Source organism: Streptomyces sp. NPDC031340, assembly GCF_055569945.1.
In genome coordinates this window covers 36,314-53,936 of sequence record NZ_JBVIIE010000027.1, presented here as the reverse complement: position 1 = coordinate 53,936, position 17,623 = coordinate 36,314, and the positions used below count along the sequence as shown (strand labels likewise).

The 17,623-nt window shown below is 71.6% G+C and carries 21 protein-coding genes; 9 read left to right on the top strand and 12 right to left on the bottom strand.

Translation table 11 applies throughout. The features are described from left to right. Positions 1–144 precede the first annotated feature (144 nt). The 3 genes from ACZ5GT_RS21940 to ACZ5GT_RS21930 form a co-directional block, all read right to left on the bottom strand. The gene (locus ACZ5GT_RS21940; RefSeq protein WP_469027610.1) at positions 145–597 is read right to left on the bottom strand and encodes a pyridoxamine 5'-phosphate oxidase family protein; all 453 of its coding nucleotides are present in this window, start codon (positions 595–597) and stop codon (positions 145–147) included. A gap of 342 nt (positions 598–939) precedes the next feature. Beyond that, on the bottom strand, positions 940–1,542 hold the full coding sequence (locus ACZ5GT_RS21935; protein ID WP_469027607.1) for a CBS domain-containing protein: 603 nt from the start codon (positions 1,540–1,542) through the stop codon (positions 940–942). 90 nt (positions 1,543–1,632) lie between these two features. Next, positions 1,633–2,031 carry a hypothetical protein gene (locus tag ACZ5GT_RS21930; protein ID WP_469027604.1) on the bottom strand — a complete coding sequence of 133 codons (399 nt, stop codon included), beginning with the start codon at positions 2,029–2,031 and terminating at the stop codon, positions 1,633–1,635. A 279-nt stretch (positions 2,032–2,310) separates the two neighbouring features. Here ACZ5GT_RS21930 and ACZ5GT_RS21925 point away from each other — a divergent pair, with 279 nt between their 5' ends. The 3 genes from ACZ5GT_RS21925 to ACZ5GT_RS21915 all read left to right on the top strand — a co-directional run bounded on the left by ACZ5GT_RS21925 (position 2,311) and on the right by ACZ5GT_RS21915 (position 6,015). Next, positions 2,311–3,003, top strand: a complete 693-nt coding sequence (locus tag ACZ5GT_RS21925; protein WP_469027599.1) for a response regulator — start codon at positions 2,311–2,313, stop codon at positions 3,001–3,003. A gap of 139 nt (positions 3,004–3,142) precedes the next feature. Further along, positions 3,143–4,159, top strand: a complete 1,017-nt coding sequence (gene gap / locus ACZ5GT_RS21920) for a type I glyceraldehyde-3-phosphate dehydrogenase (protein ID WP_469027595.1) — start codon at positions 3,143–3,145, stop codon at positions 4,157–4,159. 113 nt (positions 4,160–4,272) lie between these two features. After that, on the top strand, positions 4,273–6,015 hold the full coding sequence (locus ACZ5GT_RS21915; protein ID WP_469027592.1) for a sensor histidine kinase: 1,743 nt from the start codon (positions 4,273–4,275) through the stop codon (positions 6,013–6,015). Positions 6,016–6,093: 78 nt separating this feature from the next. On the opposite strand, the gene ACZ5GT_RS21910 is transcribed toward ACZ5GT_RS21915, so the two are convergent. Both ACZ5GT_RS21910 and ACZ5GT_RS21905 read right to left on the bottom strand, forming a co-directional pair. Then, a complete protein-coding gene (locus ACZ5GT_RS21910; protein ID WP_469027587.1) occupies positions 6,094–6,432 on the bottom strand; it encodes a YciI family protein in 339 nt (112 codons plus the stop codon). Between the two features lie 477 nt (positions 6,433–6,909). Then, complete coding sequence (locus tag ACZ5GT_RS21905) at positions 6,910–7,872, bottom strand: DMT family transporter (protein WP_469027582.1); 963 nt, start codon at positions 7,870–7,872, stop codon at positions 6,910–6,912. Between the two features lie 148 nt (positions 7,873–8,020). Between ACZ5GT_RS21905 and ACZ5GT_RS21900 the strand changes: the two genes are divergently transcribed. Continuing rightward, positions 8,021–8,353, top strand: a complete 333-nt coding sequence (locus ACZ5GT_RS21900; protein ID WP_469027577.1) for an ArsR/SmtB family transcription factor — start codon at positions 8,021–8,023, stop codon at positions 8,351–8,353. Positions 8,354–8,457: 104 nt separating this feature from the next. Here the strand turns inward: ACZ5GT_RS21900 and ACZ5GT_RS21895 are convergent, their stop codons facing one another. The 4 genes from ACZ5GT_RS21895 to ACZ5GT_RS21880 form a co-directional block, all read right to left on the bottom strand. After that, the gene (locus ACZ5GT_RS21895; protein ID WP_469027571.1) at positions 8,458–8,598 is read right to left on the bottom strand and encodes a hypothetical protein; all 141 of its coding nucleotides are present in this window, start codon (positions 8,596–8,598) and stop codon (positions 8,458–8,460) included. Next, entirely contained in the window at positions 8,595–8,966 is a 372-nt protein-coding gene (locus ACZ5GT_RS21890) for a response regulator (RefSeq protein WP_469027568.1), read from the bottom strand. The genes ACZ5GT_RS21895 and ACZ5GT_RS21890 overlap by 4 nt, the downstream gene beginning before the upstream one ends. Further along, positions 8,963–9,088, bottom strand: a complete 126-nt coding sequence (locus ACZ5GT_RS21885; RefSeq protein WP_469027562.1) for a hypothetical protein — start codon at positions 9,086–9,088, stop codon at positions 8,963–8,965. Before ACZ5GT_RS21885 ends, ACZ5GT_RS21890 begins: the two co-directional genes overlap by 4 nt. A gap of 460 nt (positions 9,089–9,548) precedes the next feature. Further along, on the bottom strand, positions 9,549–10,493 hold the full coding sequence (locus tag ACZ5GT_RS21880; RefSeq protein WP_469027558.1) for a MerR family transcriptional regulator: 945 nt from the start codon (positions 10,491–10,493) through the stop codon (positions 9,549–9,551). Positions 10,494–10,582: 89 nt separating this feature from the next. Between ACZ5GT_RS21880 and ACZ5GT_RS21875 the strand changes: the two genes are divergently transcribed. Continuing rightward, positions 10,583–11,377 (top strand): alpha/beta fold hydrolase, encoded by a 795-nt coding sequence (locus ACZ5GT_RS21875; protein ID WP_469027553.1) that lies wholly within the window; start codon positions 10,583–10,585, stop codon positions 11,375–11,377. A gap of 216 nt (positions 11,378–11,593) precedes the next feature. Here the strand turns inward: ACZ5GT_RS21875 and ACZ5GT_RS21870 are convergent, their stop codons facing one another. Genes ACZ5GT_RS21870 through ACZ5GT_RS21860 form a run of 3 tightly spaced genes read right to left on the bottom strand, consistent with a single transcriptional unit; the run spans position 11,594 to position 13,238 of the window. Further along, positions 11,594–12,208, bottom strand: coding sequence for a DUF4865 family protein (locus tag ACZ5GT_RS21870; protein ID WP_469027549.1), 615 nt, complete (start codon positions 12,206–12,208; stop codon positions 11,594–11,596). A 28-nt stretch (positions 12,209–12,236) separates the two neighbouring features. Then, positions 12,237–12,647, bottom strand: a complete 411-nt coding sequence (locus tag ACZ5GT_RS21865) for a (R)-mandelonitrile lyase (RefSeq protein ID WP_469027544.1) — start codon at positions 12,645–12,647, stop codon at positions 12,237–12,239. 21 nt (positions 12,648–12,668) lie between these two features. Beyond that, complete coding sequence (locus tag ACZ5GT_RS21860) at positions 12,669–13,238, bottom strand: TetR/AcrR family transcriptional regulator (RefSeq protein WP_469027539.1); 570 nt, start codon at positions 13,236–13,238, stop codon at positions 12,669–12,671. A gap of 408 nt (positions 13,239–13,646) precedes the next feature. On the opposite strand from ACZ5GT_RS21860, the gene ACZ5GT_RS21855 reads away from it, so the two are divergent. From ACZ5GT_RS21855 to ACZ5GT_RS21840, 4 genes are read left to right on the top strand one after another with little or no spacing between them, the layout of a single operon-like run. Then, positions 13,647–14,660: a zinc-dependent alcohol dehydrogenase gene (locus ACZ5GT_RS21855; RefSeq protein ID WP_469027536.1), complete on the top strand. Its 1,014-nt coding sequence runs from the start codon at positions 13,647–13,649 to the stop codon at positions 14,658–14,660. A 43-nt stretch (positions 14,661–14,703) separates the two neighbouring features. Continuing rightward, a complete protein-coding gene (locus tag ACZ5GT_RS21850; RefSeq protein WP_469027534.1) occupies positions 14,704–15,819 on the top strand; it encodes an NAD(P) transhydrogenase subunit alpha in 1,116 nt (371 codons plus the stop codon). Beyond that, complete coding sequence (locus tag ACZ5GT_RS21845) at positions 15,816–16,160, top strand: NAD(P) transhydrogenase subunit alpha part 2 (protein ID WP_469027531.1); 345 nt, start codon at positions 15,816–15,818, stop codon at positions 16,158–16,160. Before ACZ5GT_RS21850 ends, ACZ5GT_RS21845 begins: the two co-directional genes overlap by 4 nt. 5 nt (positions 16,161–16,165) lie before the next feature. After that, on the top strand, positions 16,166–17,578 hold the full coding sequence (locus ACZ5GT_RS21840) for an NAD(P)(+) transhydrogenase (Re/Si-specific) subunit beta (RefSeq protein ID WP_469027529.1): 1,413 nt from the start codon (positions 16,166–16,168) through the stop codon (positions 17,576–17,578). Positions 17,579–17,623: the final 45 nt, after the last annotated feature.

The following is a 17,623-nucleotide window of genomic DNA, read 5'->3' as shown; positions in this document are numbered from 1 at the left end:
CCGCGCTTTCGCGCCGCGCCGCGCTTTCGCGCCGCGCCGCGCTTTCGCGCCGCGCCGCGCTTTCGCGCCGCGCCGCGCTTTCGCGCCGCGCCGCGCTTTCGCGCCGCGCCGCGGCTGCGCACCGGAGCCGGCCCGCCGCCCGGGTCAGGTGTCGGCCGGGGTCAGGCGGATGCCGGTGATGAGGTCCGGGCGGATGCGGACGGCGAAGTCCATGGCCTGGCCGACCCAGGGGTGCAGCATCGCCTGGTAACGGGTCAGCAGCACCGGATCGGTGACCAGATGGGCGTAGCCGGTGACCACCACGCTCCAGCCCAGGTGGGTCGCGGGGTCGATGGTGTCGGCCTCGTAGGCGACGACCACGCCCGGCGAGCCGGCCTGCCGGGTGCGGGAGGTCAGCGCCGCGCCCTCGTGGGTGCGGATGACGATGTCCCCCTCGTCCAGGACGTGGTTGACCGGCCGGATGGTCGGCAGCGCGTGCTGCGTGAAGACGATTCTGCCGAAGGAGACGCTGCCCAGCAGCTGAAGAGCCTCGGCGCTGTCGAGCGCGACGCTGTGGCGGGGGCCGACGGGAATCGGCTGGGCTTGGTCGAGGGCCATGGGCGGCGTCCGTACGTTCACTCGGCGGTCGGGCGTGGGGTGGTGCGGGCTCGGTCGAGCAGCTCATTGCAGCGGGCACGGGCACGTTCGCGCTAGGGCCGTTCGGACCTGTCCTCGGGCCCGGGTGGACCCTTCCCACCGCATCGGCTTTCCCGCGAGCCGGCCCGCAAACGGGTGGGAGCGGCGCCACGGGGGATTGGCGCCGCTCCCGATTCCACTGTGCCGCGGCGCCTTCCGGCCGCCCAGGGCCGATGGTCCCGGTACCGGGTCCGACAGGCCCCGTTCCGCCGCGAACACCACGGATGCCGTGAATGTAAGGGCATGTCAGGGATGTCAGGGGTGTCAGAGTCCGGGGGGCCGGGCGTCGTCGACGCGGTAGGTGAGGCCGTTGACCACGCCGACGACGCCCTCGACCCGGTACGCCGACCGCACCGCCGGAGGGATGTCGCTGCGCCGCTCCACCCGGCCCGCCAGCGTGACCATGCCGTCGCGGACGGAGACGACGACGGCGTCGGGCGGCAGCCCCAGCGCGCCGACCACGATCTCGTCGATGACCTGACGGCGTATCGTCCCGTCGGTGCGCAGGAAGACCCGCAGCAGGTCGCGCCGCGTGGCGATGCCGATCAGCCGGTCCTCCTCGTCGATCACGGGCAGCCGTTCGATGCCGTGCCGCTCCATCACACGCGCGGCGTCGGAGACCGACTGCTCCGGGTGCACGGTGACCGCGGGTGTCGACATCAGCTCCCCGGCGGTCCGCCCGTCCGCCGGAGCGCGGGCCAGGTCGGTGCCCGAGATCATCCCGAGGACCTTGTCGTCGTGGTCGACGACCGGAAGCCCGCTGATCCGGTGCCGTTCCAGGAGCCGGACCAGCTCCCGTACGGGCGTGTCGCGGTGGGCGACCACGACCTCACCGGTCATCACCTCACCGACGGGATGCGGTTTCACGACGTATTCCTCCTTGACCTCTCGGCCGGGTGCGGGAACGGCGCCGTCGCCCCGCGGTGACGCGACAGGCGCCGCTCCCGCCGCACGCCCTCAGCCCTGCCGAGCGTCCGCCGGTCCGCCCCGCCACGGCGGGGGAGCGGCCGACCGGCGGGCACTGGCCCAGCGGTCGGCGAGCCGGTCCAGCCGGCCGCGCAGCCGGTCCTGCAGCCGGTCGGCGAGTTCGTGGGCGCTCGCCTCGTCGGCGTGGACGACGAGCAGCTCGCTCCCGACCCGGATCTCGGCCGCGGCCGACCAGGGCTGGTCGACGTGGTGTGCGGTGGCCTTGGCGATCCGTACCTCGCCGGTGACGGCCGGCAGACCCGGCCGGTCGAAGACCGCGTTCACCTTGGTCCGGACGTAGTCGAGGGTCGCCTCGTCCACGTGGCCCTCGGCCCGTACCTCTACGGCCTGGGTCGTGCGGGCGTCGGTGCCGGTGTCCCTGGGAGTCATGTGCTCCGCTCCTTATGCGCTTTCGTGATCGGTTACAGCCTCTCCCGGGCCCCGGCCGGGACCCAGGGGCCGCCCGGCCCCCGCACCCGGGCCGTCGGTCCCGGTGCGCCGCCCAGGTGCGGGAACGTCGGTCCCGGGTACCCGGCGGCCGTGCGCGCGGGGCGGGAATCAGGGCCGACCGGCCCCTGGCCCGTCCGCCCGGGGACGACGAAGATCTCCTGGTGGACACGGTTCCGTCGCGTGGAGCACGGGACCACGAGACGTGACGAGGAGCATCTGATGGCGGACAGCCAGCGGCCCGGCCCCGGCGAACCGATCCGGGTCTTCCTGCTGGACGACCACGAGGTGGTACGGCGAGGCGTGCACGACCTGCTCAACGACGAGCCGGACATCTCCGTCGTCGGGGAGGCCGCGACCGCCGAGCAGGCGCTGGTCCGCGTCCCCGCGCTGCGGCCCGACGTGGCGGTGCTCGACGTACGCCTGCCGGACGGCGACGGCGTCAGCGTGTGCCGTGAACTGCGTTCGCGCATGCCGGAGTTGAGCTGCCTGATGCTGACCTCGTTCGACGACGAGGAAGCCCTGCTGGACTCGATCATGGCCGGCGCCTCCGGATACGTCCTGAAGCAGATCCAGGGCTCCGACCTGGTCTCGGCGGTGCGCACGGTGGCCTCCGGGCAGTCGCTGCTCGACCCGAGCGCCACCACGCGGCTCATGGCCCGCCTGCGCCACGACCAGCAGCACGAGGAGGAGCCGGAGACGCTGCCGGGCCTGACCGACCGGGAACGGGAGATACTCGCCCTGATCGGCGAAGGGTTGACGAACCGTCAGATCGGCCAGCGACTGTTCCTCGCGGAGAAGACGGTGAAGAACCACATCTCCCGCCTGCTGGCCAAGCTGGGCGTGGAGCGGCGCATCCAGGCCGCGGTCATCGCCACCCAGGCCCAGGACCGGCTCAGGCAGCAGGGCCACTGACCCACCGGGCGGCGCGGCCGGTGGGTCCGAATGTCCCCCCGGTCGCCCCCGTACGGCCCAAGCCGCGCCGGGCCCGTATCGCGCACGCTGGCATCGCATCCCGGACGTGACCGGGTTCCCAAGGGGAGGACGAACGGACATGAACGTGCGCGTGGGCATCAACGGCTTCGGCCGCATCGGCCGCAACTACCTGCGCTGTGTGCTGGAGCGCGCCGAGACCAGCGGCACGCGGGTCGAGGTCGTCGCGGTGAACGACCTCACCTCGCCGGAGGCGCTGGCCCACCTGCTGGCCTACGACTCGACGTACGGCCGGCTGGGCCGCACCGTCGAGCACGACGACTCCTCACTGACCGTGGACGGCCACCGGGTCGCCGTCAGCGCCGAGCGCGACCCGGCCGCGCTGGCCTGGGGCGACCTCGGTGTGGACGTCGTCATCGAGTCCACCGGCCGCTTCCGCACCCGGGAGACGGCCGGAGCGCACCTGGCGGCGGGCGCGCGCAAGGTGCTGCTGTCGGTGCCCGGCAAGGACGTCGACGCGACCGTGGTGATGGGCGTCAACGAGGGGACGTACGACCCCGCGCGGCACGACGTGGTCTCCAACGCCTCCTGCACCACCAACTGCGTGGCCCCCATGGTCAAGGTGCTCGACGAGCGCTTCGGCATCGTCAAGGGCCTGATGACCACGATCCACGGCTACACCAACGACCAGGTCGTCCTCGACGGCCCGCACAAGGACCTGCGCCGCGGCCGCAGCGCCGCCGTCAACATCATCCCCACCAGCACCGGCGCCGCCCGCGCCGTCGGCCTGGTGCTGCCGGAGCTGGCCGGGACGCTGGACGGGATCGCCGTGCGCGTGCCGGTGGAGGACGGGTCGCTGACCGACCTGAGCCTGGTGCTGGAGCGGCCGGTGACCGTCGAGGAGATCAACGCCGCCTACCGGGAGGCCGCCGACGGTCCGCTGAAGGGCATCCTGCGGGTGTCCGACGCGCCGATCGTCTCGCGCGACGTGGTGGGCGACCCCTCCTCCTGCGTGCTGGACGCCCCGCTGACCCAGGCGCACGGCGAACTGGTGAAGGTCTTCGGCTGGTACGACAACGAGTGGGGCTACACCAACCGGCTGCTCGACCTCACCGAGCACGTCGCCGCCCGGCTCTGAAAGACCTGGTCCGGCCCGGCGGGCGGCGATCTCCGCGGGGTCCCGTATCGTCCCCTTGCCTGGACCGTTACCGTGGCACGTGACCGGAACGGCAGGCCGACGGCACGCACGGCATGGGATGTGGAGGATCACGGGTGGGACGCTCCGAGGATGCCGGGGAGGCCCGCATTCGGCTTCCGCAGCTGAGGCTGGACGAGCTGCTGGAGGAGCTGCAGGCCCGGCTGGACGCGGCCCGCGGCACGCGCGACCGGGTGCACAGCCTTCTGGAGGCGGTGCTCTCGGTCGGCCGTGAGCTGGACCTGGAGCAGGTCCTGCACAGCATCGTCGAGGCCGCCGCGGCCCTGGTCGACGCCGAGTACGCGGCCCTCGGCGTGATCGGCCCCGACGGCAAGCGGCTGTCGGCGTTCTACACGGTCGGCGTCAGCGAGGACCAGATCGCCCGGATCGGCCCCTACCCGGAGGGCCACGGCATCCTCGGCGAGCTGATCCGCCGGCCCGCGCCGCTGCGGCTGGCCAAGATCTCCCAGCACCCCGCGTCGTACGGCTTCCCGCCCCACCACCCGCCGATGAACACCTTCCTCGGCGTTCCCATCCGGGTCCGCGACCAGATCTTCGGCAACCTGTACCTCACCGAGAAGCGCGGCGGGATGCAGTTCGACGAGGAGGACGAGTCGGTCCTGTCGACGCTGGCCGTGGCGGCCGGCGTCGCGATCGACAACGCCCGCCTGTACGAGGAGTCCCGGCAGCGCGAGCGGTGGCTGCGGGCCAACGCGGAGATCACCCACCGCCTGATGTCCGGCAGCGGGCGCAGCGAGGTGCTCGGTCTGATCGCCGGGCGGGCCATGGAGATCACCGGCGCGGCCCTGGCCGTGGTCGCGATGCCCATGGAGGACACCGACGCCCTGACCGTCGAACTCGCCGTCGGGGAGGAGGCGGAGACCCACCGGGGGCTGGTGCTGCCGGTCGACGACAGCCTGATCGGCGAGGCGTTCTCCAGCGCCGTCCCGGTCACCAGCCCGGACATCTCGCACGACGACCGGGTCTCCGCCGGGCCGCCGCGCTTCACCCGGCTCGGCCCGGCCGTCGCCGTACCCATCGGGACGGGTGAGGGCGGGGTGCGGGGTGTCGTGCTGCTGGTGCGCGAGACCGGGCAGACGGTGTTCTCCGAGAAGGAGATCGAACCGCTGCAGAGCTTCGCCGCGCAGGCCGCGATCGCCATGGAGCTGGCCGAACGCCGCCAGGACGCCGAGGAGATCGCGGTGCTCAAGGACCGCGACCGCATCGCCCGGGACCTGCACGACCTGGCCATCCAGCGGCTGTTCGCCACCGGCATGACGCTGCAGAGCGCCGGCCGCTTCATCGAGCACGCGGAGGCCGGGCAGCGGGTGGCGCGCGCGGTGGACGACCTGGACGAGACCATCAAGATCATCAGGTCGACGATCTTCGGTCTGCGGGCGCGTGACGGGGGCGCCGGGACCGGGCTGCGGGCCCGCGTCGTCCGGGCCGTCGGCGAGGCGTCGCCGGTGCTCGGCTTCGCGCCGAGCGTGCGCATGGAGGGGCTGGTCGACACCGACGTGCCCCGCGAGATCGCCGATCACGTCGTCGCCGTCCTGTCCGAGAGCCTGACCAACATCGCCCGCCACTCCGGCGCCGACCGCGCGGACGTGGCCCTGGAGACCGACGGCCACCAGGTGCGGCTGACGGTCTCCGACAACGGCGTGGGCATCCCGTCCGGCGGCCGCCGCAGCGGCCTGCGCAACATGGCCGAACGGGCGGAACAGCTCGGCGGCTCCCTGACGGTGGACTGCCCCGACAGCGGCGGCACGACCCTGGTGTGGCGGGTCCCGCTGGACTGACAGGATTCCGGCTCCGGGAGGTCGTTGAACGATGGCACGTGGTGCGGGTACACCGGGCCGGCGGATGCGGGTGTGACATCACGTCTGCTCGGCGGTGGTGCCCGTGACCAGAGATGTGGCGAACGGGCCGCGACTGGGGTGGAACTGCACGATGTCGTAGTCGGCCACGCCGCCCAGCACGAATGGGTCAGTGAGGATCAGCGCCTCCACTTCGGCACGGTCGGCGGCCCGGGCCAGGATGACGCCGCCCGTGCGGGGCACGCGGGGGCCGGAGGCGAGGAACAGGCCGCTCGAGAAGTGAGTGTCGAGCCACTCCCGGTGGGCTTGGAGTAGTTCGTCGACGCGCTTCAGCGGAGCGTTGTAGGTGACAGTCAAGACGAAGACGGTGTCGTTGTGCGGCAGGGACCGGGTGGTCATGGCTGGCGCTCCGGCGTGTTTGTCGTGGCGGGGGATTGTCGCTGCTCAGGCCTTGCGGGCTTTGATGCCTTCGGTGGGTTGGAGGTGGGTGAACCAATCGGTACCCGGGCGGCGCGCCTCTGGTCGGCGCCTGCGACGGCACCACACCCGAGGCCGTCAAGGCGGTGCGGTGCGCTCGAAACTCTCGGCGATCACGGTGCGGACATCGGGCAGCCGGGCGCCCCTGGCCATCCGTACGCGTGCGGATCGGGTCCCGTGGCCGTACCTGGCTGCAATGACGACCGTGACTGTGAGCACGGCGGATAAGGATCGCGCTGTCTCCGTTTCCGGGCGCGCATGTTCACGAAGGCGATCACGGTTCCGCCTCTCGCGGTCGCCGTGCCGCTGTCGCCCTCTGTCCTGATGGCGCGGCGGCGCCCCATGACCCGAGGGGCGTCACTGCTCTGTGCGGTGGGTCTCGCCTCGAGGTCGCTGCCCTCAGGCGGCGTTGATCGCGGTTTTGTCGGTGCCGGCGGCCGCGGCGGAGTTGTTGCCGGTGGTGCGGCGGCTGTGGAGGTTGTTGGCGATGACGGCGGCGAGGGTGAGGGCGACGCCGGCCAGTTCACCGGTGGTGGGCTGGTGGCCGCGGACGGCCTCGATGGTGAAGGAGGTGATGGGGACCAGGTTGATGAACAGGACGCCGTTGGCAGGGCCCAGGGTGCGGATGGCGTGGTTGAAGGTGAGGATCGCGATGGCGGTGGCGGGGACGGCCATGTAGAGGATCTGCCACCAGCTGGCGGCGTAGTCGGCGGCGGACGGGTTGGGTATCCAGCCGAGTGCGGCGGCGGCGAGGGTGACGATCGCGATGGTGAGTGTGCCGAGAGTGCTGGTGAGGGCTGTGTAGCGCAGGACGGAGAAGCCGGGGAAGCCGGCGGCACCGGTGGTGTAGATGACCCAGCCGATCACTCCGGTCAGGATGAGCAGGCCCCCTGGGCCGATGCCGCCGGTGAAGACGGTGAGCGGGTCGCCATCGCCCAGAACCATGGCGACGCCGGTCAGGGCCAGCAGAACCAGGGCAAGGGTGATGCCCGCCGGCTGCTTCCTCGTGCGCGCCCACATCACGAATACGGTGATCGCGGGTATCGCAGCCATGATCAGGGATGCGGTGGGGGCCGGAGTCGACTGCAGGCCGACGTAGGTGAGCAGGTTGAAGCCGGCGAACCCGAGTGAACCGAGTCCCCAGAGCTTGAGGAGCTTTCCGTCCGTGCGCAGGGCCGTGCGGCCTTCGATGGTCAGCAGGAGGAGCACGAAGATCGCGGAGCCGAGGGTGAAACGGGCCAGAGTGAGGTGGAAGGGATCGACACAGCTGAAGGCGGATTTGGCGACGGTGAACATGCCGCCGAAGGCGAGGGCTGTGGCCAGGCCGCCGACGGCTGCGGTGGTGGTCTTCGTCTCGAGCATGAGAGGTCTCCCGAAAGCGTAGGACGCCCAGTGTCCGTGTTTTCGCTATTTGGCGAACACGCGATTGAACGTATACACTGGGACGAAGGTTAGTCAACTTGAGTTCGCCAACTTGCGAACACTGTTGCTGGGCAGGGAGAGCAACGCCGTGAAGCCGCTTCACCATCCTCGCGCCGAGGACTTCAGCATCTATGCCGTGCTCCACGCCCTGGCCGAACCGGCCCGGATGACGATCGTGCGGCGGTTGGTGGAGGCCGACGGCAAACCCTGTGGCACTTTCGGCATCAACCTGAGCAAGTCAACCTTGTCCGCGCACTTCAAGGTGCTGCGCGAGGCCGGGATCATCCGCCAAGAGGTCGCAGCGGGCAACTCGCGGGTCAACACGCTGCGCCGGGAAGAGCTTGACGCGCGTTTTCCCGGCCTGCTCGACTCGGTTGTGTACGCGGTCGAGCAGGCCGAACCGGCTCTCCCACCTGTCTGACGAGTACCGGAGCCAGGGAAACCGTTCCCCTGCAACCGGGCTACTGGATCGTGGCAGACCCCTTACCCGTGACGACGTATGGATGTGACGGGGGGATGGTCGGGTCACGCCATGGCTCCGAGCAGGCGCCAGGTGGTTCGGGGGTAGTGGTCGTATCGCACCGCGATCTCGCGGGAGAGCAGTGTCATGCGTTCCACGGTGCGGCTGTTGGTCAGGGCTCCGGCGTCCAGGCAGCGGAAGGTCAAGGGGCGGCCGCCACGTCGTCCGCCTCGGCGTCCTTGAGCAGGTATCCGGCCGCGCCGGTGTCGAGCGCGTCGCGGACCTTGTCCTCAGCGAGGAAGCTGGTGACCGCGACGACCTTGATCTGCGGCCAGCGGCGGACGATTTCCCGGGTGGCCTCCACACCGCTCAGCTCCGGCATCAGCAGGTCCATCAGGACGACGTCCGGTGCCGCGCTGGTGTTGGCCAGGACCGCGATCCGGTCCAGGGCCGTGCGGCCGTTCGCCGCCTCGCCGACGACGTCGATGTCGTTCTCGCCGTCGAGGTAGGCGACCAGGCCCCTGCGGACGACGGCGTGGTCGTCCTCGAGGAAGACGCGCAGCGGGGCGGTCATGCGGGGGAGTCCTCCCTTTGCCGGAGCGTGGGCTCGGGCAGCGTGAGCCTGACGGTGGTGCCCAGCCCGGGGGCGGTGTGCAGGTCGAGGGCCGCTCCGATACCGCAGGCGCGTTCGCGCATGGTGCGCAGACCCAGGTGGCCGTCGTAGGCGGCGGTCGGGTCGAAGCCCTGCCGTCGTCCGCGGCCACGAGGCCGACCGCGTCCCCGAGGCCGGTGACCGCCACGTGCACGTGCGAGGCCGCGGCGTGCTTGAGCGCGCTGTTCACCGCCTCCGGCACGATCCGGTGCGCGTGCTCTTCGGGCCGCGCGTCGAGCCGCAGCCGTTCGTGGGGACCGGTCACCGTGACCGGCACTCCGCTGCGCCGGCCGAGCGCCGCCGCCTGGTGCGCAGCCAGGGATGCAAACGGGTTCAGGCAGTCGTAGCCCTGGCCCGCCGGCGAGTCAGCGTCCCGTCGGCTCTCCTGCGTGACATCCGGGTCTTCACCTCCCCAGTCCCACCCGGTCGCACAAGCGGCTTGACCGGGCTGTAACAGTCGTCGGCGCCGTCTGAAGGAGCCCTGGGGTTGCTCGGCACAACGCCTCAGCCGCGCCCCGGCTGCGTGGAGACGAGGAGGGCGACCAGGCGGCCGTGACCTGCGCCGACCGTGACAGCCGACGACGGGGCGAGCTGCGCCGCCAGCGTCCAGTAGCGCACCAGACAGGGATGTCGTTCCCGCTCCAGACGCGCTGCGAGTGCCATACGAAAGGCGGGTGTGTCGGCGGCTTCCGCATACTGCGCGTAAGCGCCGACGAAGGTGTCCAGCGCAGTGGTGTCCGCTCCGCTCTCGCCGGCGGTGAGAGCGCGCGTTGCCAGTGCGTGGGAACGGGCGAGTGCCTCGTAGAACCGGGCCACGCGTTCGGGATCCGGCGAGGGGTCTGCCGGCGGAGCGTGCTTCAGGTGGGCGCGGATGGCAGCGGCGACACCGCGGTCGGTGGCGAGATGGTGCAGGCGGGCGTACGCGAGCGCCTGCCGGGGGCTCGGATCGCTTGGCAGCTCGGGGATGGCCGCCCGGGCGAGCGCGTCACTGATGTGGCGCGGGAACCTCGCAGGCATGATGCGCCGCCAGAAGACTCCGAGCTCCTCCGGGTCGGGTCTGGTGGCAACGCTGTCGAGCAGAGGCAGTACCAGGGCCAGGGCATCGTCGTCCGGGACTTCGTCGAGGGCCTGGAGCGCTGCCCGGCGCCACCGCAGGTCCTCCAGCTGCTGCTCCACGTCGCCGAGGTGATCAGCCAGGACGTCACGGACCGCCGCTCCATCGACTGCGGCAGCGGAGGCGGCCGACAACCCGAGTCCCAGCATCCGCAGGCTCCTCACCAGGCGCAGCCGGTCAAGGGCGTCCTGGCCATATCGCCGATGGCCGCCGGTGCTGCGGCCGGCCTCGGTGAGGACACCGCGCTCGGTGTAGAAGCGGACGGTCTTCACGGACACACCGGCGGCAGCCGCGAGCTCACCCACACTCCAGACCGGCTCGCCTTCCTGTGGCACGGCTTGAACCTCCCCATAGGGCGTTTTCCACACTACAACTGTCGAAAGAACCGGGTGCGGGGTGTCCCGCACCGGGCAGGAGGTGTGTTGTGTCGCTGTTCGTACTGGTGCCAGGTGCCTGGCTGGGCGGCTGGGCGTGGAGCGAGGTCGTCGCGGAGTTGACGCGTCGCGGCCATCAGGCCGTGCCTGTGACCCTGACAGGACTCGGTGAGCGCCGGCACCTGGCCTCCCGGGCCGTGGGGCTGAGCACCCACATCCAGGACGTCGTCTCGATTCTCGACACCAGCGAGACGCCGGACACCGTGCTCGTGGGCCACAGCTACGGGATCTTCCCGGCTCTCGGAGCGGCTGACCGCCGACCGCGGTCGGTCGGCCGAATCGTGTTCCTGGACACCGGCATGCCGCGCAATGGCCAAAGCGTCGTCGACGCCTTCCTCAGCCCCGAACAGAAGTCCGCACTGCAAGGGCAGGTACAGACCCGAGGCGACGGGTGGCGCTTCCCCCTGCCGGAAGCGGACGCCCTGCCGGACTGGGGCAACCTCGCCGGCCTCGACGCCATGGCGCTGGACAGGCTGCGCCGCCTTGCAGCCCCGCACCCCTACGCCACGTTCACGGAACCCCTCGTTCTGACCGGCGGTGCCGAAGATCTCCCGACCACCAAGATCTTCTGTACCGCGGGCGGAATCGACCTCGCGTTGCTACGCGCCCTGCACTCTGCCGGAGACCCACGGGTCGCGGGCCTTCTCGACGACAGATCGACGTATTTCGAACTCCCCACCGGTCATTACCCCATGCTGTCGATGCCCGGGGAACTCGTGAACGTGCTGGTCGAGGCCGCCGCCGGAGGAGGACGACGGCTCGGTTCCCGGTCGGCCCCCGATTGAGGAGAAGCGCCTGACGGCTCCGGCGATCCCAGACCCTGTGGGGTGGGCGACCGCGGGGGCCGGGTACTCGGTGGGGCCGGTGGTGGTCTCGGCGATCAGCCGTGCCGGCCCCGGTCGAGGAGGGCTGCCTCGGAGGCACGGCCCGGCTGCCTGGGCCGCTACGTTTTGCGCGCCCGCATCATGGCCGGCGACGGCTCGCCCGAACGCGTGCATGCACTACCAGTCCTGCCCCTCCGGCAGCAGATCCAGACCGGGGGCGGACAGGTGCAGAACCTCGTAGCGCTCGGTCGCGTCCTCGTCCGGCGCGGACGTGTTTGCCCACAACACGAATCGCAGCAGCTGCCAGTGGTGGGGGTCGACGGCCAGTGCGGCGGTGTGCACGTCAGTATGACGCGAGAAGCGTCGCAGTTGCTCGACTTCCCGTTCGATCAGTGCGGACAGGCCCATCCCCGTGCCGTCCGGGTCGGCCTCGGAAGGTATCGCCGTGAGGCGGCGCGATGCCGCCTTGGGAGGTGCCGTCCGAGCGGGACCCGTGTGGCAGGCGATGCCGGTCCAATGGCGGGCGACCGGGCGGCCGAAGTCGCGGATGATGTTCTGGAAGCCGCCTCCGCCGACCAGGAAGTGGGCCATCGCGCCGGTGTCATTCCACAGATAGAAGGGGGCGTACTGGTTCACCGGCGAGCCGTCGATGCCGCGCTCGCGGATGAGATACGCCTTCAGGCCCAGTCCGGAGCGGTCGTCGAGGGCGTGGCCGCCATCGGCTACACGTGTGCGGATGATCTTCATGTCGTAGTCGGCGGGCAGGGTGATCTCGTACTGCTTGGCGTACACGAAGGCGTTTCCTTTTCTTGGTGAAGGATCAGTGGGCGAACGGGCCGGCGGTGTACTCGGCCTCCGTGACCTGGGAGCCACGCTCGGCCTCGGAGCCGTCTTCGGCGACCTCCTCTATGGCCAGATGTGTCATGAAGGTGGTGGGAGACGCTCCGTGCCAGTGCCACTCGTCCGGCGCGATGCGCACACTGTCGCCCGCTCGGATGATGTGCGCCTCTCCGCCCCGGCACTGAACGAGCCCGGTTCCCTGGGTGACGAGAAGTGTCTGGCCCAGGGGGTGGCAATGCCAAACGGTGCGGGCGCCGGGGGCGAAGTGCACGAGGTCCACCCGGTAGCGCGACGAGCCCTCGGGAGCGGCGATCTCGTCCACCCATGCCGCACCGGAAACCCATTCGGGCGGCGCGACGGCAGTGGCTTGCGGTGCGTGGGAAATGCGCATGAAGGATGGACTCCTTTACGTTCAGGGAGTGGAGAGGTGTGCGGCCAGTAGGCTCAGCACCCCGGCGATCGCCTGGTCGAACGGCTGCACGGAGTCTGCGGCGCGGGCAAGGACGTAGCCGCCCTGAAGAACCGCGACGACCGTTGCCGCGACTGTCCGGGGATCCAGCGCGGTACTGAACTCGCCGCGCTCGCGCCCCTCGGCCAGGACTTCGGCGAGGCGCTCGCGCAGCCAGGCCAGGGTCTCGTCGACCGGGGCCCGCAGTGTCGGGGCTCCCATGACGTCCGGGTCCTGGGTGAGACGTCCGATGGGGCAGCCCTTGAGGACGTCCCGTTCCCGGAGCAGATACGCGGTGACGCGGTCAACGGCGGTCCCCGGAGCGGAGAACTGTGCTTCGGCTTTGGCGCGCATCTCCTCGGCGGTGCGGCGAATCGCAGCGAGTGCCAGATCCGGCTTACCGGCGAAGTGGTGGTACATGCTGCCCTGTCCGGCCCCTGCCCGCTCTTGGATCGCCTTCGGACTGGTGCCGGTGTAACCACGTTCCCACAGCAGTTCGCGAGTGCTTTCGATGAGGCGTTCCGCAGTATCCATGCAAGGAGTGTACATACTAGTAGGTACAGGATGTCGTTCCTTGTCGGCCGACCGGGGGCGGGCGGTCGGCCGAGTGGCCCCCTGCTCACCGCCAGGTTCGCCGAGTGGTTCCGCAAGGCGGGGTCCGGGAGGGAAGAGGCTCCGGCCGGTCGGCGGCGCGGGGTCCGAGCGGCCCCGTGAGCGGGGTCCTTCGGCCTCTGCTGCCCGCGCCGCGCGCGCGTGAGGCTGGTGGACCGGACCGGGTAGGCAAGGCACGCGGGAGGTGCCGTGGACGCTCGGCACGTCACCGGGACGCAGGCGATGGTGCGCCCCGGCTGCTCACCGTTCCGCGGCCGGGAACGGGAACCCGCCGCTCCTCGCGACCCGGCTCCGAGCGCCCCCGCAAGCGGACCAGTTGAGGAGCAGACCATGAAGGCAGCGGTCGTCACCGACTTCGGCAAGCCCCTGGAGATCCGCGACCTGCCCGTCCCCGAGCCCGGTCCCGGCCAGGTGCTGGTGAAGACGGAGGCCTGCGGGCTCTGTCACACCGACATCCACGCCGCCCACGGCGACTGGCCGGTCAAGCCCAGCCCGCCGTTCGTCCCCGGCCACGAGGGCGTCGGCCCCGTCACGGCCGTCGGCGCGGGCGTCGGCGAAGACCTCGTCGGCAGGCGGGTCGCCGTCCCGTGGCTCGGCTCCTCCTGCGGCACCTGCCGCTACTGCGTCTCCGGCCGGCAGACCCTGTGCGAGAAGCAGGTCAACCCCGGCTATTCCGTGGACGGTTGCTTCGCCGAGTACGTCGTCGCCGACGCCGGCGCGGTCGTCGCGGTCCCCGACGGCGTGCCGTCGTTCGAGGCGGCCCCGCTGACCTGCGCGGGCCTGACCACGTACAAGGCGATCAAGGTCGCCCGGGTGACCCCGGCCGAGCGCGTCGCGGTCTTCGGCATCGGCGGCCTCGGCCATCTGGCGCTGCAGTACGCGCGACTGGTCGGCGGCCTCGTCACCGCCGTCGACCTCGAACCCGACAAGCTGGGCCTGGCCCACCGGCTCGGCGCCGACGAGATCGTCAACGCCCGCACCCACGACCCGGTCGAGGAGATCAAGCGGGCCGGCGGCGCGGACGTGGCCGTCGTGCTGGCCGCCTCGCCCACGGCGTACGAGCAGGCCTACCGGTCCCTCAACCGGGGCGGACGGCTGGTCATGGTCGCGCTGCCCGCCGGTGACGCGGCGATCGGCGTGCCCGTCTTCGACACCGTCCTCGGCGGCATCTCCGTCATCGGCTCCGTCGTGGGCACCCGCCAGGACCTGGCCGAGGTGTTCGCCCTGCACGCCGCCGGACGCACCCAGGTCGTCGCCGAGCCGCGGCGGCTGGAGGAGGTCAACGACTCCTTCGAGGAGGTGCTCGCGGGACGGGCCGAGGCACGGCTCGTGTTCGAGTTCTGACCCGGCGCCCGGCGCACCGGGCCACGACGAGAGGCAGCGGATCATGGGAACCGTCACCGTGGGCGCCGTACGGGGGCGGGCGCCCGGCGAGCGCCGTGTCGCCCTCGTCCCCGAGGCCGTCACCCTGCTGCGCCGGGCCGGGATCGATGTCCTGGTCGAGACCGGGGCCGGGGCCGGCGCCTGGTTCGCCGACGCCGACTACGCGGAGGCCGGCGCGGCCGTCGTGCCGGCGCACGAGCTGTACGCCAGGGCGGACGCCGTGCTGTGCGTGGGCCCGCCGGACGCCGAGGCCGCCGAGTCGCTGCGCGCCGGACAGGTCCTGATCGGCCTCCTCGAACCGCTGCGCCGGCCCGCCCTGGTCTCGGCGCTGGCCGAGCGCGGGGTGCGCACGGTGAGCCTCGACCTGCTGCCGCGCACCCTCAGCCGCGCCCAGTCCATGGACGCGCTGACCTCCCAGGCGAACGTCGCCGGCTACAAGGCGGCCGTGCTCGCCGCCGACACCTACGACCGGTTCTTCCCGATGCTGACCACCGCGGCGGGCACCATGCGCCCGGCGCAGGTCCTCGTCCTCGGCGCCGGAGTGGCCGGACTGCAGGCCGTCGCCACCGCCCGCCGCCTCGGCGCCGTCGTCACCGCCTACGACGTCCGCCCCGAGTCGCGGGAGGAGATCGAGTCGCTGGGCGCCCGGTTCCTGGACGTGGCGGCCCTGCCGACGCGGGGCCAGGGCGCCGGACGGGGCGGCTACGCACGCGAGTTGACGGAGGCCGAGCAGTCGGCCCTGCGGTCGGCGCTGGACGCGCACATCGCCCGGTCGGACATCGTGATCACCACCGCCCAGGTACCGGGCCGCGAGCCGCCGCTGCTGGTCACGGCCGCCGCGGTGCGGGCCATGAAGTCCGGTTCCGTGGTCGTCGACCTCGCGGCGAGCGAATTCGGCGGCAACGTCGAGGCGTCCGAGCCCGACCGGACGACCGTCCTCGACAACGGCGTCACCGTCATCGGCGCCGGACGGCTGCCGTCCACGATGGCGACCGCCGCGTCCACGGCCTACGCCCGCAACCTCGTCGCGCTGCTGCGCCACCTCGTGCGCGACGGAGAACTCGTCCTCGACCCGGCCGACGAGATCACGGCCGCGCTGACGGCAGGAGCCCCCGCATGAACAACCTCGATCTCCTCACCGCGATCACCGTCTTCGTGCTGAGCGTCCTGGTCGGCGTCGAGGTCATCAGCAAGGTCCCGGCGACCCTGCACACCCCCCTGATGTCCGGCTCGAACTCCGTGCACGGCATCGTCGTCATCGGCGCCATGCTGATCGCCGCCGGCTCGCACACCTGGCTCGGCTACGCGCTCGCCTTCGTGGCGATGGTGTTCGGCGCCATGAACGTCGTCGGCGGATACGCGGTCACCGACCGGATGCTGGAGATGTTCAGGGTCAGGCCGAGCCCCGGGGACGACGCCGGCACGAAGAGCGGCGCGAAGAACGAGAAGGCGCGGGAGTGACCGCCATGGGCACCGTCTCCGACGCCGTCCACTACGTCTTCCTCGCCGCGGCCGTCTGCTTCGTGCTCGGCCTGCACCTGATGAACCACCCGCGCACCGCCCGCCGCGGCAACACGGTCTCCGCCTGCGGGATGGCCGTCGCGATCGCCGCCACCGTGTGGCTGGTCGCCCACCAGGGCACCATCACCCGGACCGGCTGGCTGGTGCTGGCCTGCGGCGGCCTGGTCGGCGCCGCGCTCGGCCTGTACGCCGCCCGCGAGGTCAAGATGACCGCCATGCCGCAGCTGGTCAGCCTCTTCAACGCCGTCGGCGGCGGGGCGGCCGCGCTCATCGCGGTCGCCGACCTGCTGCAGGCCGGCGATCCGGCCGCGCTCGGCGCGCGGGTCTCCCTGCCGGCCGCGCTGGACATCGTCATCGGCGCGGTCACCTTCTCCGGCTCGCTCGTCGCGGCCGGCAAGCTGCAGGGCCTCGTCCCCGGTGCGCCGGTGGTCTTCCCCGGCGCGCGGCTGCTCAACGCGGTGCTGGCGGCCTCCTTCCTGGCGGGCACCGTCCGGCTGGTGCTCGCCCCGGACTCCCGTACGGCCCTGTTCGGGCTCGTCGCCGTCGCGCTGCTGTTCGGGGTGACGATGGTGCTGCCCATCGGCGGCGCCGACATGCCGGTCGTGATCGCCCTGCTGAACGCCTTCACCGGCTCCGCGGTCGCCATGGCCGGCTTCGTGCTCGGCGAGACCGCGCTGATCATCGCGGGCATGCTGGTCAGCTCCTCCGGCGGCATCCTCACCAAGCTGATGGCCGACGCCATGAACCGGTCGGTCGCAGGCGTCGTCGTCGGCGGCTTCGGCACCGGCGACGGCGCTCCGGCCGCGGCCGGCGGAGCCCCCGCCCAGGTCCGGTCGGTCTCCGCGGACGACGTGGCGATCCAGCTGGCGTACGCGCGCAAGGTCGTCTTCGTCCCCGGCTACGGCCTCGCCGCGGCCCAGGCGCAGCACGAGCTCGGCGACCTCGCCAAGCTGCTCACCGACCACGGCGTCGACGTCAGCTACGCCGTCCACCCGGTCGCCGGCCGCATGCCCGGGCACATGAACGTGCTGCTGGCGGAGGCCGACGTGCCCTACACCCAGCTGAAGGAGATGGACGAGGTCAACCCCGAGTTCCCGCAGGCCGACGTCGCCCTCGTGGTCGGCGCCAACGACGTCACCAACCCGATCGCCCGCCGCCCCGGCAACCCGATCTCCGGCATGCCGATCCTCGACGTCGACAAGGCCAGGAGCGTCGTCGTCATCAAGCGCTCCATGGGCCACGGCTACGCCGGTGTCGACAACGAGCTGTACACCGACCCCAAGACCGGCATGTTCTTCACCGACGCCAAACGGGGACTGGCCGAACTGAAGAGGGCCGTCGGCGAGTTCGTCGTCTGACCGGCACGGCACGGCGCCCCCGCGGTGACCCGCGGGGGCGCTCGC